Source organism: Gardnerella sp. c10Ua_31, from assembly GCF_055700915.1.
The window spans coordinates 260,747-276,663 of record NZ_JANUYG010000001.1 but is presented as its reverse complement, the minus strand read 5'-3'; the positions used below and the strand labels follow the sequence as shown (position 1 = coordinate 276,663).

The window sequence follows — 15,917 nt, the reverse complement described above, 5'->3', positions numbered from 1 at the left end:
TAAGGCGGGCACTGGTTAAACGGTGCTCGCCTTGTTCTTTTAGATTGCCTTATTGTTTCTTGCGCTTTGTCGTTTGCGTTTGCAATTCCTATTCAGTTATATTACTTTAGTTGGTCTGAATTATATACAATGTAATGATAATATGTTGAATATAAACGAATATTTGCGTATAGTAAAAGAAGATGGAGGTATTGTTGTGACTACTACGAATTTAAATATCAGAACAGATAAGGGAATTAAAGAACAAGCTGATAAGATTTTTCAGAACTCGGTCTCAATATGACAACAGCAATTAACATGTTTTTGCGAACAACTATTCGTGAGAACGGGATTCCATTTTCTCTTAAATTAGAGGTTCCAAATGATACAACGATTGCTGCTATTGAGGAGGGTAGACGAATTGCATCTGATCCTAGTGTAAAGGGTTATAGGAATATGGAAGATCTTAAGGCGGCTCTTGATTTATGAAATACGAAGTAAAATTCACGAATCAATTCAAAAAAGATCTTAAATTAGCTAAGAAACAAAATAAAAATACGGATAATCTTTCAGAAGTAATTAATGTTTTAGCCAATGGTGGCGTGCTAGAAGCTAAATATTGCGATCATTCTCTGACTGGAAAATATAGCGGAACAAGAGAATGTCATATTGAACCAGATTGGCTTTTAGTATATGAAATTAAGAATGAAGTTCTTGTTTTGATGTTATATAGGCTTGGTACGCATTCAGAATTGTTTAAGAAATAAAATAACACATTTTTAAATCTACAGCTTTTTTATTGATAAAAGGTTTAATGTGCAAGCGTAAGTGCGATGTTTCATAGTTTTCCTTGCGAATTGGTGGGATATTAGTACGACGATTGGCGAGTTTTTGTTCCGACGATTGGCGAGATATTGATATGACGATTGGCTATGTTTAGAAATGTGGTTGTAAGTGCTAAACGTTAAAAGGTTTAATTAGTGGCGGCTCATCAATGCGATGGAATCTAAAGGTGATGTGTTGCTTATGATTATGGCCTCTCTTGCATGGCAGGAATCGGAGTAGCTTTCAAAGAATGTTAAGATGGGTATTCAGTTCAGATATCAGAACTGCGAGATTCATATCAATCACAACTGGTTCTTGGGATACACCAAAGATGAGAACGGACACCTTGCAGCAATACATGGTGTTTTTGTCATTTATAGAAAATTTATATGGTGGAATTATGCCAGGATTGAATTTATCAACCAAATAGTTTATAGCGTAATAAGTTTAGGTGTGTTTTAGACATAGAGGATAACGATGAAGACATTTGATATGATTAAAGAATTATGTAATAAAAAAATATAAGCGTTTCGGAACTTGCCAGACGGATAGGGCAGACTTCGCAGAACTTTGGTAAGAAACTGAAACGAGATACAGTTACTCTTGAGGAGTTGAAACAGATAGATGATGTTATGAAGGTTACCTTTGAGCAATCATTTATCTTCCCGGGTGGAGAAATGATAAAAACAAGTAATGAGTGAGAGAAATCATGGCATACGAAAAGAAAAGTATTAGAGCAATAATAGATGATGTAAATAGTAGAAGATTCTATCTTCCTGCTATTCAAAGAAAATATGTGTGGGGAGATTCACAGATCACAAGATTAATGGATTCTATCATGCTTGGATATCCTATTGGAACTTTTCTTTTTTGGAAAGTTAAGAAAACTATTGTGAACCAAAAAGAGTATTCAATGTATGAATTTATAAAAGATTACCATGAGCGAGATATGTGTAAGAACCCGGCTGCACCGCAGCCGTTCCCGTTTGGTAGTGGAGATGAAACGATCTGGGCTGTTTTGGATGGCCAGCAGAGATTGACTTCTCTATACATAGCTTTGCAAGGAAGTATGAGCAGAAAACTTCCAAACAAAAGATGGAAGAATGATGATGCATTTCCGAAGAAAGAACTGTACTTTGATTTGCACAGTGAAAAAACTGATGATGAGGACATTTCTTACGATTTCAGATTTTTAACAGCAGAAGAAGCCGCAAAGAATAAGGACAATAAGATATGGTATTTAGTAAAAGATATTCTTAAGTATTCAGCTGAAGATTTATTAACAGAAGTTATCATTCCAAATGGCTGGGCAACAGATAAAGTTGCAACAAAGAACATTTCGCTTTTACATACAAGACTTGTTACTGATGAAATTATCAACTACTTTGAGGTAGAAAAAGATTCGATTGACAGCGTATTAGATATTTTCGTTAGAGTAAATTCTGGTGGAACCGTTCTTTCAAAGAGTGACTTGTTATTCTCTACTATTGTTTCTCATTGGGATAAGGCAAGGGATGAAATTGATAAGTTGCTTTCTGAAATAAATAAGAAAGGCGAAGGATTCAAATTCTCTAATGACTTTATAATGCGAACTTGTTTGTATCTTTTAGATATGTCCGTAGCATTAAAAGTAGAAACATTCAAAAAAGACAGTGTATTAAAAATAAAACAAAACTGGGCTGCAATCCGAAAAGCCATCAAGGATACAGTTGATTTGTTAAATGAGTTCGGATTTAATTCAGAAAACATGATTTCTTATGTGGCTGTTTCTCCTATGGTTTACTACAGATACAAAGGTGGTAATTTCGATTCAAGCAGTAAAGCTGAATTAAGAAAATATATTGTAATCGCACAGGTAAGACAGATTTTTGGCACCGCATCAAACTCTGCGCTGACAAGCATAAGAGAGGCATTGAAGGCTGCGCCATCTAATTCATTTAGTATGAAAAATCTAAATGGGATTAGATTCACAGGTGGCAGAACTCTTAGATATACTGCGGATGAGATTGATGCAATGTTTGACACATATGAGATTGGTGCCTATACATTTATGTTGTTATCTCTTCTGTATCCAAATTTGAAATATAGTCAGAAGGGATTTCATCAAGATCATATGCATCCGTATACGGGATTTGAAGAAAGCAAAATTGATGGTTTGATATTGCCGGACGGAACAGTGATTGATGATGATACTAAAGAAGATTGGCGTAGAAGAAGGAACACATTAGCAAACCTTCAATTGTTGGAAGGTAGAGAGAATGAATCCAAGAATGCGACACCACTCGTTGATTGGTTGAAGATTACTGAAAATAGTGAAAATGCTAAGTACATTCCGTGTGATATTTCTTATGAACTTTCAAATTTTGAAGAGTTTATGGAGAAACGTCAGGAATTGATGAGCAATGCATTAAAGGATATTCTTTTATAGTATTTTCCTATACAAGCAATAAGGCAACCCAACGCTTGTGTCGGCTCGACATACCGATTTTCAGGGGGATGACTGTTCTATGATTGCCCTATACAGCAGATGGGTTATAGGTTACTCGTTGAACAATCAATCCACGTGGAGAGTGTTGTATTAATGTTGAGGGGTTAAAGCTGGGTGTGCATCTCGTAACGTTCAAAATTACGCTACTTCTTTCGCTACTTAGTTCGTTTCAATTCTCGCTCAAAAAATCGTGTATTAGTTGTTTGTGTCGTTAACAATATTTTCTATATTTCTGCCTGAGTAGAAGATACGGATAACAGTAACTGTAGTTTTATTTTCGTCTACTTGGTAAAAAACTGTGTAGTTATCGACTGGAACTCTGTGTATTCCTTTAGAACACCACGGCTCCCAATTAACAAGTGTATATCGCATAGGCATAGTCTCAAGAGAGCGTATAGCATGCTTAATGCGGTTGACTTGTTTTTCAGCTGTTTTTGGAACTTGTAAATTAAAGCGAATGTATTCGTATAGTTCTGTAAGATCAAGGAATGCTTGCGGAGAATAAATTATGCTGTATGATTTGCTCATACTCCGTATTCCTTTGCGAATAACTTATCAACATCGTTGGCACTATACGATTTTCCAGTCGAAAGAGAATCGATGCCTTTTTGTAATTCTGCATCCAGTTCGGCTCTAGTTAAATTACCTAAAGCAAGCGGCTTTTCCTGCTTATTAGTTGGCAGGCGGAGTTCAAATGGCATGCCTTTTTGTAAAACAATCTGGCTGTAAAGCATTTGGATTGCTGAAGATGGTGTTATTCCAAGTTGGTTCAAGATGTTTTCAGCGTTTTCTTTAAGATTTGTGTCGATTCTTGCATATACAGCGTTCGTGTTTGTCATTGTGTTCGCGTCCTTTCTGACCTTATTTTACAAAATTCTTGCAAGCATATGCAAGCGAATGAAAGCAAAAGTTTAACTACTATTCAGATTATAGATTCCCGTTGTTGGTTTAGGTATTTTTTGTTGGATGGAAATTAGGCGTATTGGTAAACCTGAAGGAGTGTGAAGATGGCTGCAAAATATTAAGATGTGCAAGAATTGCTAGAAAAAGCTGATTTTAATGCTAGCTTGAGTTTGCTTTAGTGAGGACGATTGGAAAGCGCGGTGTGTGAAATACATGTCGTCAAGTCATAAAGGCCAAAATATTTAGTGTGTGCAGCAATTCTTTTGTTGCGTGTATTTTCATGTTTTATGCGAGCGCTACTTAATGCGTAATGCGTATCAATGCGTATAATCGTATAATAATGTGATAAAAAACACCAAAATATGTATAATAATGTGATTAAATGCACTAAATTATGTATAATAATGTGATACACGATAAAAGATAACGCAAAATATAACAGAATAACCGCAGAATTGTTGCAACATAATAACGTAGCAGAACAATCACGCGTAAAAACAGCAACGCACTAATACGGCTGCAATATCTAATAGCGTAATGCAAGATGAAAGGTGAGTAATCATGAAAAGGCTGATTATGAGCAAACTTTTAGCATGGAAGAACTCGCCGTACCGTAAACCATTGATATTAAAAGGCGTGCGTCAAGTTGGTAAAACTTGGATACTAAAAGAATTTGGTAAGCTTTACTACAAAAATATTGCTTATTTTAACTTCGATGAAAACAAAGAATATAAGCAATTCTTTGAAACCACTAAAAATGTGGAGCGAATTTTACAAAACCTAATGCTTGCAAGTGGCCAAAAAATCGAACCAGAAAACACGCTTATCATATTTGACGAGGTTCAGGACTGCACAGAAGTAATAAACGCGATGAAATATTTTTGTGAAAACGCTCCGAAATATCATGTTGCTTGTGCTGGATCATTGCTTGGAATAACGCTTGCCAAACCATCTTCATTCCCAGTTGGAAAAGTTAATTTTATGCAAATAAACCCAATGAATTTCACAGAGTTTTTACTTGCTAATGGAGATGAAAATCTAGCGAAGTTTATTGAACAAATCGATAAAATAGAGCCGATTCCAGACGCATTTTTTAATCCGCTATACGAGAAATTAAAAATGTATTATGTTACAGGGGGAATGCCTGAGTCAGTTTTAATGTGGGCTAAAGCACGAGATGTAAACGCAATGCAAGAAACATTGTTTGAGATTATAACAGCTTATGAACGAGATTTTGCGAAACATCCTAATGTTAGTGAGTTTCCTAAAATATCAATGATTTGGAATTCTATTCCATCTCAACTGGCGCGTGAAAACAAAAAATTCTTGTATAAAGTTGTTAAAAATGGTGCTCGGGCAAGAGAATATGAAGACGCTTTGCAATGGTTGGTGTCGGCACAATTGGTGTATAAAATTTATAGAAATACTGCGCCGAATTTACCTATTGCTGCTTATGATGATGTATCTGCTTTTAAGATTTATCTGGCAGATGTTGGTTTGTTAAGGCGATTAGCACAACTTGCTCCTACTGCATTTGCGGAAGGCAATAGGCTGTTTACTGAGTTTAAGGGTGCTTTAACAGAAAATTATGTTTTGCAGGCGTTACTTACTCAATTTGAAGTTATGCCTAGATACTGGTCTCAAACGAATCCGCCTTATGAAGTGGATTTTCTTATTCAACGAGAAAATGATATTTTCCCTGTTGAGGTTAAATCTGAAGCGAATATTAATAGTAGAAGTTTGAAAAAGTTTAAAGAATTATTCCCTAATCAAACGAAATTGCGTATACGATTCTCGCTGAATAATCTAAAACTAGACGATGATATGTTGAATATTCCGTTATTTATGGCTGATTACACGGATAAGCTTATAGAACTTGCGCTGAAAGATTGCACTGAAAGAAAATGATTGATAAGTTAGCGTGACCAATCGCAAGCTAATCGCAAGCTAATCGCAAGCTAAGAGTGATTAGTCGCAAGTCTGTCGCAAGTTAGTCATGTTTAATCGTAGTAAATAAATAAGCGCGAGTTTTGCGCATAGGTCACAATTTGCTGGTACACTATTACTCGGAAAGTGGGTATTTTCCCATTTAAAAATAAACAAAGGAAACAGGCAGGCATTATGAGAAAAGCCAAAATCGTTGATACTATTGGACCAGCTACCGAATCGTTAGAGGGCATTACCAAGCTTGTTGAAGCTGGCATGGATGTTGCTCGCTTAAACCGTTCGCATGGCACTCCTGAAGATCATTTGCGCGTTTACAACAATGTGCGCGAAGCTTCAAAGACCACTGGTCGTAATGTTGCTGCTCTTGTTGATTTGCAAGGTCCAAAGATTCGTTGCGGCTGGTTCAAGAAGAACGCTGACGGCGAAGACAAGGTTTATTTGGAAGAGGGCCAAGAGTTCGTTATAACCACAGACGATATTGAGGGTGATGAGCATCGCACTTCCACAACCTTCAAGGGTTTGCCAGGAGATTGCCACGCAGGCGATCCAATTTTGATTGATGATGGCAAGGTTCGTCTTGAGGTTACCAAGGTAGAAGGCAACGACGTACACACTAAGGTTGTTGTTGCTGGCCCAGTTTCTAGCCACAAGGGCATTAACCTTCCAGGTGTTGCCGTTTCTCTTCCAGCATTGACTGAAAAGGATGAGGCCGATCTTCGTTGGGCTATTCGCACGGGTGCAGACATTATTGCAATGTCCTTCGTGCGTTTTGCTACCGATATTGATCGCGCTCACGAAATCATGGACGAAGAAGGCCGCCGCATTCCAATCGTTGCAAAGATTGAGAAGCCACAGGCTGTTGCAAACTTGGAAGAGATTGTTAAGACCTTTGACGGCATTATGGTCGCTCGTGGAGATATGGCAGTGGAGATGCCACTTGAGCAGGTTCCACTCGTTACCAAGCGCTGCATTGAGCTTTCTCGCCAATACGCAAAGCCAGTAATCGTTGCTACCGAAGTTCTTGGATCAATGGTTAACTCTCCAGTTCCAACTCGTGCAGAGGCTTCTGATTGCGCTAACGCTGTTCTTGACGGCGCCGATGCAACTATGACCTCTAACGAGACCGCAGTCGGCAAGTATCCAGCAGTTACCGTTCAGACCATGTCTCGTATTTCTCAATACGCTACTGAAAACGGTTACGATCGCATTCCATCTGTGGAGCTTGACATGTCTAGCACGGGTGCAGTTTCTTCTGCAGCTGTTGACTTGGCAGACAAGCTCAACGCTAAGGCAATTGTTGCTTACACGCAAACTGGTCGTACCGTTCATCGCATTTCTCGCGAGCGCCCAGCTGCTCCAATCTACGGCTTGACCAACAATGAGCACACTTATCACTGGTTGGCTTTGAGCTGGGGCACTGAAGGCTTCTTGATTAGCGAGGACTACCACGATATGAACCGTCACGATCTTATGATCTTTACCGACAAGGTTCTTCGTGAAGCTGGCAAGGTTGAAGATGGCGACAAGATTGTTGTTTTGAGCACTGCTCAGGGTGAGCGCCAGGCCGGTCGTACCGACTCTATTTACGTTCACACCGTTGGTGCTTGCGATTAATCGCTAGCTAATCGATAGCTGATTGCTAGTTAATCGTTAGTTTTCTAAACGCGCATCCTTTTGGGTGCGCGTTTTTGTTTAGTGCGAATCTTGTGATTTCTTACGTTACGATTTAAGTTCGAAGTTGTCGATTCCCGCGTTTGTTTACCATTTGAGCCAATGAGGGAACAAATGCAGGAATGAAAAACGCTACGAGAATTAGGTGTGTCGTTTGGTGTGTTGTTTGTGTGTTGTGCAAAATCGCATGAGAGAGAGGATAACAAAAACGCCGCTTAGCATGTAAGCGGCGTTGTGCACGTGCCCCCGGTGAGACTCGAACTCACACTGCACAGATTTTGAGGCTGTTTCCTCTACCAATTGGGATACAGGGGCATCTTAAATTATCCGCGTTTTAACGCGACTTGATGACTATACCACATTTTGTAGAGTAATCAAATATACCGCGTGTTGCGCGTAAGAAAGCGAGTTGCAACCGCGCGGAAAAATCGCCAGCAACCGCGCGCCAAAAACCCAAAGTAAAATAAAAATAAATAAATATAAATCAAAACAGAATAAAAACAGAAATATTAATTTGCAAATTCTTTAAGACTGGGTGTGTTGATGTAAGAATTTTGGTATAATTGCAACTTGCGCCTCTGTAGCTCAATGGATAGAGCAACGGCCTTCTAATCCGTTGGTTGCGCGTTCGAATCGCGTCGGGGGCACTTTGCTTTGCTCTTGTGTTATGTGAAAAATGTTTGTCACGTATTATGCAAAATAAGGAGCACTTGTGGAAAATCATAGTGTAATGGAAAATGCTAGTGTAGCAGCATCAATAATTCTGGCAGCAGGTGATGGGACGCGCATGCGTTCAACAACGCCTAAAGTATTGCATAAGTTTGCTGGAAAAACGTTCTTAAATCGCGTAATGGACGCAATGGCAGGCGTAAACCCAGGGGAGCTTGCTGTTGTAGTGCATGCTCAAGCGCAACGAGTGTCGGCAGCTGCGCAAAGCTACGACAATGCTGTGCGGATTGTAAATCAAGACGATAAGCCTGGAACGGGTAGGGCTGTGCAATGCGCAATGCATGACCTTAACGAGGCTTCAAAACAAGAATGCGGTAATGCGCTTAAAGGGGCTGTGTTAATCGCAGCAAGCGATATGCCACTTTTAGATACGCAAACATTGCAATCATTAATCGATTTTCACAATAATCAGGGCAATGTGGCAACTGTTTTAACTGCTGTTTTAGACGACGCCACTGGCTACGGGCGAATTGTGCGAGAAGCAAATGGTGATGTTTTGCGAATTGTAGAACACAAAGATGCCAATGCAGGAGAGCTTGCGATTAAGGAAGTTAATACGTCTGTGTACGTGTTCGATGCGGAAGTGCTTACAGACGCAATATCCAACCTTAACTCCAAGAACGCTCAAGGCGAGTTTTACTTAACGGATGCGCTAGAGCACGCTCGCACAATGGGACGAGTTGGAGCAATGGCGGCAGCAGATTCGTTGAGTGTAGAAGGCGTGAATACGCGCGTTCAGTTAGCTGCGCTTGCAAAAGCATACAACAAGCGCGTTTGCGAAAAGTGGATGCTTGAAGGCGTAACGATTCTAGACCCAGAAAACACGTGGATTGAAGACGATGTTGTTTTGCAAGAAGATGTTACGGTTCTTCCAGGCTGCTTCTTGCAAGGGCATACAACTGTTAAAAGCGGCGCTGTTGTAGGACCGTACACTACGCTTATTGATGCGCAAGTTGACGAAGACGCGGTTGTGGAGCGCTCGCGTGTGCAAGAATCGCATATTTGCCGCGCTGCAAACATTGGTCCGTGGACGTACTTGCGACCAGGAAATGTGCTTGGCGAGGAGAGTAAAGCTGGCGCGTTTGTGGAAATGAAGAAAGCACATATTGGAAACGGCACTAAGGTTCCGCATTTGAGCTATATGGGCGACGCTGATTTGGGAGAGCACACGAATATTGGCGGTGGCACGATTACAGCAAACTACGATGGCGTGCATAAAAACCATACGACTATTGGCTCTAACGCGCATGTTGGTGCAGGAAACCTGTTTGTAGCTCCAGTTACTGTTGGAGATGGAGTTACAACGGGTGCAGGATCTGTTGTGCGTCACGATGTTCCAGCGGATTCCATGGTGTATTCGGAAAATACGCAGCACGTTGTAGAAGGCTGGAAGCCAGCTTGGGGGCGCTAGTTCGATAGTTCGATAGTTTGCTAGTTCGATAGTTAAGGAGAAACATATGGCGGCTTTAGAAAGCTCTGTTAACGCGATTAGGATTGCTGCGTCTGCAGCCGATAGGTTAAAAGCCACTAATTGCCAGGCTTTTGACGTTAGCAATCTGCTTGGAATTACAGACGCCATGCTGATTGTTTCTGCATCTAACGAGCGTCAAGTCTTAGCTGTTAGTGAAGAAATCGAAAAAGACTTGTACTTAAAAGACAACAAGCGCAAGCCAATATCTAGAGAAGGCTTGGAACTAGCACAGTGGGTTTTGCTTGATTTTGGCGACTTTGTGATTCATATTATGCACGAGGAAGCGCGCGAGTTTTATCGCCTTGAGCGTTTGTGGAATGATTGCCCTGTAATTGATTTGCAACTTCCAGATCATAGCGAGAGCGATGCGGATGGTGATAATGGTGATGATGCACAAAATGGCGATTAAGAGTCTGAAAGGTAGCGCAAGATAATGGTGGATTTTGTTGAAAGCGCAACGCAAATTGCGCATAATGCAAATAAAAACAGCGCTCACGAGGGTATTGCGCGTTCTGTAATGCTTGTTCGCCACGGTCAGACGCCTTATAATGCACAATTTAGACTTCAAGGCATGATTGATATTGCTTTAGATGAGTCTGGAATAGACCAGGTGACTCGCTCTGGCAAGGCTTTGCGAGTGCTTTTTGGAGCTTCCGACTTAGAAGACCCAAAGAATCCAAATAGCCAGGAGCACGTGCGCATTACTCCAGAAGAAGCGGACGCTAGTTTTGTTGCCATTGTTTCGCCGCTTATTCGCGCACAACAAACGGCTCACGCTTTTGCAGATAAGATTGGTCTTAATGTGCATGTTGAAGATGGCGTGCGCGAGCGATTTTTTGGCGAGTGGGAAGGCCTTAATCGCCAGCAAATTAGCGAAAAATGGCCAGAAGATTTTAATGCTTGGGTAAAAGGCGAAGGTGGAGAGCTTAATCACGGTGCAGAAACTAAGCAAGAAGTTGGCGAGCGCGCGGCGAAAGCTGTAGAAGATTGGGCGCGCAAAACTGGCTCAGACCGCGATTTACTAGTGTTCTCGCACGGATCTTGCCTTTCTCAAACTGTTCATAAGCTTCTTGGATTAGACAAGGTAGATTCTTCTTATAAGACGATTGGCGGAATGGGAAACGGCCGTTGGGCGCGCTTAATTCCAAGCCAAAATTCAGATGGCTCGATTCATTGGCGTTTGGATGCTTACGATCAAGGTCCTGCAGCAGACCCTACAAGCCAGCGTCTTATTCGCATTTGGGGAGCAGCTTAATCTGCGTAATCTCTCCTTTTTACCGCTTATATTTCGAAAACTACCGTTTAGCGATTTTGTAAAGACAGACTATTTACAGTGCCGTATAGTCAAAATTACAAAACAGAAAGCTAGCAAATGCTAATAAAAGTTAGCAAAGCTAGCAAAATCTAACGGTAGTATACGGAAGGGAGGCTTGATGAAAGTAACGATTGCTATTGTGCCGCCAGAAGAAGAGCAATGCGCTCAATTGTCAGTTCACAATATTGACGATAACCTTAAACGCATTATAGCCAGCTTGCAAAGCATTGATTCTAAAGATGCAAAATCAAGCAATGCTGAAAATAATACTGCGATTGCCGAAAATAATACTGCGAATGCGGCAAATAGCAACAATAATTCATTCATATATGGTTATATTAATGATTCGATTATTGTTATGCACGAGCCGGATGTGATTATGATTTGCGTAGAAAATTCGCGTGTAATCATTCACAGTGATAAAGGCGAGTGCGTGTCTTACAAGCGCCTAATGGATTTTGATAATCCGCAATTCGCGTCGTTTGTGCGCATATCTAAATCCGCAATCGTGAACTTAAATCGCATTGTTCGAGTTGATCCAGGATTCGGCGGAAGTATGAGCGTAAAAATGGACGACGGAAGCGTTGAGTGGATTAGTCGCAGATGCTTGAGCTCGTTCAAAAAGCGCTTAGGAATGTAGTTTTAAGCGTATTTTTTATTACTAATTTTTAATACTAATTTTTTAATACTTAAAAAGGAAACGATTATTATGGAAAAGCAAGTTACAACAATAGGCAAAACAATGGTAAAAAACATTGTTAAAGGCATTGGCATAGCGTGCACTATTTTTACTGCAATTAGTTTTGTGTCAAGCTTGTTAGCAAATACCGCAGTTGGAAACAGAATCGCATCTTATGCTGTAGCGTCGTTTGTTATTGGCATAGGCTATGGAGTATTCGCTATTTTTTGGTCGAATGAGCGTATGTCAAATCTTGCAAAATTCGTTTTTGCACTAGTTCCACCAATTGCTATTCAATTTATTGTGTCTGTGATTGTTGGATGGATTTCATTCAAAGATGAGCCAGCTGTGATTTGCGGATGGATTTCGTTCACTGTTGTTTTCCCGATTGCAATTGCTGCAATAATTTATTACTTCGAGAAGAAGAAAGCGGAAGAAATGAACGCTAGATTGCGCGAATTGCGTAAAGAAAACAAGTAAATTAGTGACAATTAAATAATTTAAGTAAAAATTTAAGTAAATAAAATAATTAAATAAAAATTGAGTGGTGTTCATCTTCGCCTTTGAAGAAGAACGCCACTCGCTATTCTAAAACGCATCATAGAATGGTCATAATTTATTCGGCGTTTTGCTAGATTTTTGCTAAAAATTAGTATTTTGATTAATCTTTAGCAGTTCACTAATCGGCTAATTGACTAATTGACTAATCTTTAGCAATCGTCTTTCCAGCATTAGCTCCAGAAGTCAAATCCTGAATCTCATTAATCTCCATAACAGGAACAGCAGCTGGCTTCTTTGTGCCTTTTTCTTCTGCAACGCGAACCTGCTCGTTGTAAATCGCGTCATCTGTGTGAAGTGTAACTGTTCCGCGGAAGCGATAGCCCTTCTTTTCTGCCAAATTTGCAACAGCAACAACAAGCTGGCTGCCGTCTTGCAAGTTCTTAAAATGCTGACCTGCAGTGCGCTCGTGGTAAGCAAGGTGATTATCGTCTAGAACAAACATCGACATCTTTGGGCCAAGATCAAGCTCGCCATCTTTGCTAATCGTTGCAATCCAAGCCAAATTGTTTTCAATAAAAGTCTTCATATCTTCACTAAGAGTTGCCATGTTGAGTCCTTTCTTCAACTGATTATTGTGCAATCGCGCAATCATGCGATTATGTTTCAATCACTTTTAAGATTACGCGCAATCGTGCATATAAAGGCTTAAAAATCGATGCATTTTTGTAAAAATGCGTAAACTTGTGACATAAATCACTAATTGCACAAAGTGCGCGCTCCGAATTGCCTTCGCGCGCTACGCTTTAAGCGCGAAGGCAGGTTTGAGCGACTACAAAGTCATGTGTTGTAAATCATGAATCGTAAATATTAAGGCAATAGCGTGCTATCAAGTGCTGATTTCGCAATAAAGTAGTAAATTTTCCGAAGGAACGCCAATGGGTTGTACTTTTCTTGTTTTTGTGGCTATTCTATAAAGTTTATAAGGCAATTTAGCTAACTTAAAGAAAAATTTAATGCTATAGACTTGTTGTTTGCAATAATGAGGGGAGTGACATGAGTGAAATAAATAGCGCTGTTCAACCAAGGCAGAATAATCGAATTACCGTAAACATTGCGCGAATCATGTTGCTCTTATGCGCCGCAATTTGGGGCGGAAGCTACGTATCGTCTAAATACGCTCTAGAGGTATTCACTCCGCAATGGCTTATGGGGGTTCGCATGCTTGGAGCGTGCATAATAATGGGCGTGGTTTTCTTTAAGACGATTCGCAAAAATTTTACTAAAAAGCTAATAATTCCTTCGCTTTTAACGGGCGTTACATACTACGCGTCTTTAGTTACGCAAACAGAAGGATTAAGGTGGATTGACCCAGGTAGAAGTGCTTTTCTTACAGCTGCATATTGCGTTATAGCGCCATTTTCCGCGTGGATGATTATTAGAAAAAAGCCAACGCTTTTAGGAATTATTGCGGCTTTAACATGCGTTGTTGGCGTTGGATTCGTTGCGCTAAAGCCAGGCTCTCTTGTTCTTACGCTTTCTCACGGAGATGTTTTAACTCTTATTTGCGCGGCTGTTTTTGCGTTTAACTTAACATACTTAGCTTATTATTCTAGACAATACAATCCAGTTGCTTTAACATTCGGCCAGTTTAGTGTTTCTGGAGTTCTATTTTTGTTCGGAGCTGCAATAAGCGAGCCTTTGCCTAACTTTAGCGCAGAAGATAATTGGATTACATTTACAAACATGTTCTATCTTATAGTGATAGTAACTGTTGTTGCTCAAGTTATTCAAAACTACACGCTGATTTATCTTTCTACAGCTAATGCTTCTGTGATTATGTGCACAGAATGCTTGTTTACATTGCTATTTTCTAGCATTCTTTACAATGAGCGAGTAACAAGCATGGCTTTTGTTGGATTTGCGTTGATTTTTGCTGCGATTTTGCTTGCAAGTTTGGCAGAGCATATTGAGCTTATAAAAGCAAGAAAAAAGCAGAGCGCTTATAAATCTAAAGCAAAAGTGGCATCTGCGCCAGCATCTACAATCTAAGTAGTAATCAATTTGAATACTAATTAGCGAATATTTTTGGTGATTACTAATTGGTGCATATTGCTTAGTGAATAGTAGTAGATAACGATTTTAAGGTGTGCTTGTGAAGAACTTCTTTAAGGGAATATCATTTACGCAAGTTCTAGCTGGCTCTCTTGCAGCTGTGACGGCGTTTTTGCTTTCGTCAAAAATTGGTATTGCGGGGTCTGTTATTGGCGTTGCAATAGGTTCGATTGTCTCTGCTGTAGCATCGCAACTTTATCAAAATGTTATTCACGCGTCTTCTAAAAAGATACAGTCTTCTTCTGCGCTAAAGTCAGGTTCAATCCGCTATGAAGAAGATGACACTAAAGTGGTAAATAATGCGCGTTTTATTGCATTAGAGGATGATATGCCTAAAGAATACGAAGTTTACAATAATATGATTGATTCGAGCAAAGAAAAACAAGCTAGAAGAGTTGTTGCAATGGCTTCTAATGCAAATGTTGCAAATGTTGCTGGCGATTCTTTACGTGATGTCGATTCTTCAAACACACAAAACGCAAAATCGGGGGAATCGCAAGCACTTAATGCCGAAAGCACGAGTGTTATGGAATTGTCTTCCTTAAGAAAGCTAAAAGAAGAAGATAATGCGCTTTCGGAAGGAGACGAAGACTCGATTCTTACTCTTAACGACGCTAAACGCGCATTAGGCGGCAGAAGTGATTACGCAAATAGTGAAGCGAAGTATAAGAAGCTTACGATTGTTATTGCTATTTTGAGCGCGCTCGCGGCTGTTCTTCTTACTGCTGGCATTGTGCTTCTGTTTACTCAAGGAAAGGGCACAGATAATTTAGTTCCTTCTGGCCAAAATACCGAGCAGGATAATGGCCAGAATCCAAATAATCAAATGCGGCAAAATAGCCAAAATAATGGCGTTCAAAATCAAGATAAGAACTCTAAAGATGTGCAAAAAGACTCTCAAGATGCGCAAGATGAGAAAGATAGTAAAGACAGCAAAGATAGTAAAGACGGTGAAAATTCTTCGAGCAAGAATCCTAGCGAAAAGCAAGATAAAAAGACTCACGAAAGGTCTTCCTCTTCTTCTTTAGATTCAAATGGGTCTAAGGCAGATTCTGGCGATCAAAGCTCTGAGGATTCTGGCGTTTCTGGAGCGGATTCTGGCGCGCGCGGGTCTAAAGGCGATTCCTCGGTTTCTGGCGATTCTTCGCCGTCTTCGCCTTCGACTTCGACTAACAGAGTGAGTGGAGGATCTGCTTCGCAACAAGGCGAATCTGGCTCGCAGCAATCTGGCAGTTGAGAATAGGCGGCGTGAGTAGTCGGCAGCGAATAGGAATAGCGCTAAAAACCGCTGCATACG

Annotated in this window: 15 protein-coding genes, 2 tRNA genes and 1 pseudogene; 14 read left to right on the top strand and 4 right to left on the bottom strand. The window is 40.3% G+C overall.

Annotated elements, in window-relative coordinates:
* The first annotated feature begins 142 nt into the window (after positions 1 to 142).
* From NYP55_RS01120 to NYP55_RS01105, 4 genes and pseudogenes are all read left to right on the top strand, one after another.
* Positions 143 to 468: pseudogene (locus NYP55_RS01120) on the top strand (type II toxin-antitoxin system RelB/DinJ family antitoxin).
* Positions 465 to 746, top strand: coding sequence for a type II toxin-antitoxin system YafQ family toxin (locus NYP55_RS01115; protein ID WP_004130542.1), 282 nt, complete (start codon positions 465 to 467; stop codon positions 744 to 746). Before NYP55_RS01120 ends, NYP55_RS01115 begins: the two are co-directional and overlap by 4 nt.
* Positions 747 to 1,325: 579 nt before the next feature.
* Positions 1,326 to 1,505: a helix-turn-helix domain-containing protein gene (locus NYP55_RS01110; protein ID WP_430886666.1), complete on the top strand. Its 180-nt coding sequence runs from the start codon at positions 1,326 to 1,328 to the stop codon at positions 1,503 to 1,505.
* A gap of 8 nt (positions 1,506 to 1,513) precedes the next feature.
* On the top strand, positions 1,514 to 3,232 hold the full coding sequence (locus NYP55_RS01105) for a DUF262 domain-containing protein (protein WP_101889618.1): 1,719 nt from the start codon (positions 1,514 to 1,516) through the stop codon (positions 3,230 to 3,232).
* A 255-nt stretch (positions 3,233 to 3,487) separates the two neighbouring features.
* On the opposite strand, the gene NYP55_RS01100 is transcribed toward NYP55_RS01105, so the two are convergent.
* Positions 3,488 to 3,820, bottom strand: coding sequence for a type II toxin-antitoxin system RelE/ParE family toxin (locus tag NYP55_RS01100; protein WP_060785519.1), 333 nt, complete (start codon positions 3,818 to 3,820; stop codon positions 3,488 to 3,490).
* Positions 3,817 to 4,131: a type II toxin-antitoxin system RelB/DinJ family antitoxin gene (locus NYP55_RS01095; RefSeq protein WP_004130548.1), complete on the bottom strand. Its 315-nt coding sequence runs from the start codon at positions 4,129 to 4,131 to the stop codon at positions 3,817 to 3,819. Before NYP55_RS01095 ends, NYP55_RS01100 begins: the two co-directional genes overlap by 4 nt.
* A gap of 625 nt (positions 4,132 to 4,756) precedes the next feature.
* Between NYP55_RS01095 and NYP55_RS01090 the strand changes: the two genes are divergently transcribed.
* Positions 4,757 to 6,103 carry an ATP-binding protein gene (locus NYP55_RS01090; protein WP_004130549.1) on the top strand — a complete coding sequence of 449 codons (1,347 nt, stop codon included), beginning with the start codon at positions 4,757 to 4,759 and terminating at the stop codon, positions 6,101 to 6,103.
* Between the two features lie 213 nt (positions 6,104 to 6,316).
* Positions 6,317 to 7,756, top strand: a complete 1,440-nt coding sequence (gene pyk, locus NYP55_RS01085; protein ID WP_004114848.1) for a pyruvate kinase — start codon at positions 6,317 to 6,319, stop codon at positions 7,754 to 7,756.
* A 298-nt stretch (positions 7,757 to 8,054) separates the two neighbouring features.
* On the opposite strand, the gene NYP55_RS01080 is transcribed toward pyk, so the two are convergent.
* Positions 8,055 to 8,128: transfer RNA gene (locus NYP55_RS01080), tRNA-Leu, on the bottom strand.
* Positions 8,129 to 8,387: 259 nt separating this feature from the next.
* Between NYP55_RS01080 and NYP55_RS01075 the strand changes: the two genes are divergently transcribed.
* The 6 genes from NYP55_RS01075 to NYP55_RS01050 all read left to right on the top strand — a co-directional run bounded on the left by NYP55_RS01075 (position 8,388) and on the right by NYP55_RS01050 (position 12,487).
* Positions 8,388 to 8,460: transfer RNA gene (locus NYP55_RS01075), tRNA-Arg, on the top strand.
* An 83-nt stretch (positions 8,461 to 8,543) separates the two neighbouring features.
* Positions 8,544 to 9,953 carry a bifunctional UDP-N-acetylglucosamine diphosphorylase/glucosamine-1-phosphate N-acetyltransferase GlmU gene (glmU, locus tag NYP55_RS01070; protein ID WP_018643640.1) on the top strand — a complete coding sequence of 470 codons (1,410 nt, stop codon included), beginning with the start codon at positions 8,544 to 8,546 and terminating at the stop codon, positions 9,951 to 9,953.
* Between the two features lie 46 nt (positions 9,954 to 9,999).
* Positions 10,000 to 10,422, top strand: coding sequence for a ribosome silencing factor (gene rsfS, locus NYP55_RS01065; RefSeq protein ID WP_472781435.1), 423 nt, complete (start codon positions 10,000 to 10,002; stop codon positions 10,420 to 10,422).
* A gap of 24 nt (positions 10,423 to 10,446) precedes the next feature.
* On the top strand, positions 10,447 to 11,268 hold the full coding sequence (locus tag NYP55_RS01060; protein WP_101889616.1) for a histidine phosphatase family protein: 822 nt from the start codon (positions 10,447 to 10,449) through the stop codon (positions 11,266 to 11,268).
* Positions 11,269 to 11,446: 178 nt separating this feature from the next.
* Positions 11,447 to 11,968: a LytTR family DNA-binding domain-containing protein gene (locus NYP55_RS01055; protein ID WP_101889615.1), complete on the top strand. Its 522-nt coding sequence runs from the start codon at positions 11,447 to 11,449 to the stop codon at positions 11,966 to 11,968.
* A gap of 69 nt (positions 11,969 to 12,037) precedes the next feature.
* Positions 12,038 to 12,487 carry a DUF3021 family protein gene (locus NYP55_RS01050; RefSeq protein ID WP_472781434.1) on the top strand — a complete coding sequence of 150 codons (450 nt, stop codon included), beginning with the start codon at positions 12,038 to 12,040 and terminating at the stop codon, positions 12,485 to 12,487.
* 223 nt (positions 12,488 to 12,710) lie between these two features.
* Here the strand turns inward: NYP55_RS01050 and NYP55_RS01045 are convergent, their stop codons facing one another.
* On the bottom strand, positions 12,711 to 13,115 hold the full coding sequence (locus tag NYP55_RS01045) for a pyridoxamine 5'-phosphate oxidase family protein (RefSeq protein WP_004132948.1): 405 nt from the start codon (positions 13,113 to 13,115) through the stop codon (positions 12,711 to 12,713).
* Between the two features lie 446 nt (positions 13,116 to 13,561).
* Between NYP55_RS01045 and NYP55_RS01040 the strand changes: the two genes are divergently transcribed.
* Both NYP55_RS01040 and NYP55_RS01035 read left to right on the top strand, forming a co-directional pair.
* Complete coding sequence (locus NYP55_RS01040; protein ID WP_472781433.1) at positions 13,562 to 14,557, top strand: DMT family transporter; 996 nt, start codon at positions 13,562 to 13,564, stop codon at positions 14,555 to 14,557.
* 103 nt (positions 14,558 to 14,660) lie between these two features.
* Positions 14,661 to 15,857, top strand: a complete 1,197-nt coding sequence (locus NYP55_RS01035) for a hypothetical protein (RefSeq protein WP_472781432.1) — start codon at positions 14,661 to 14,663, stop codon at positions 15,855 to 15,857.
* The last annotated feature ends 60 nt before the right edge of the window (positions 15,858 to 15,917 follow it).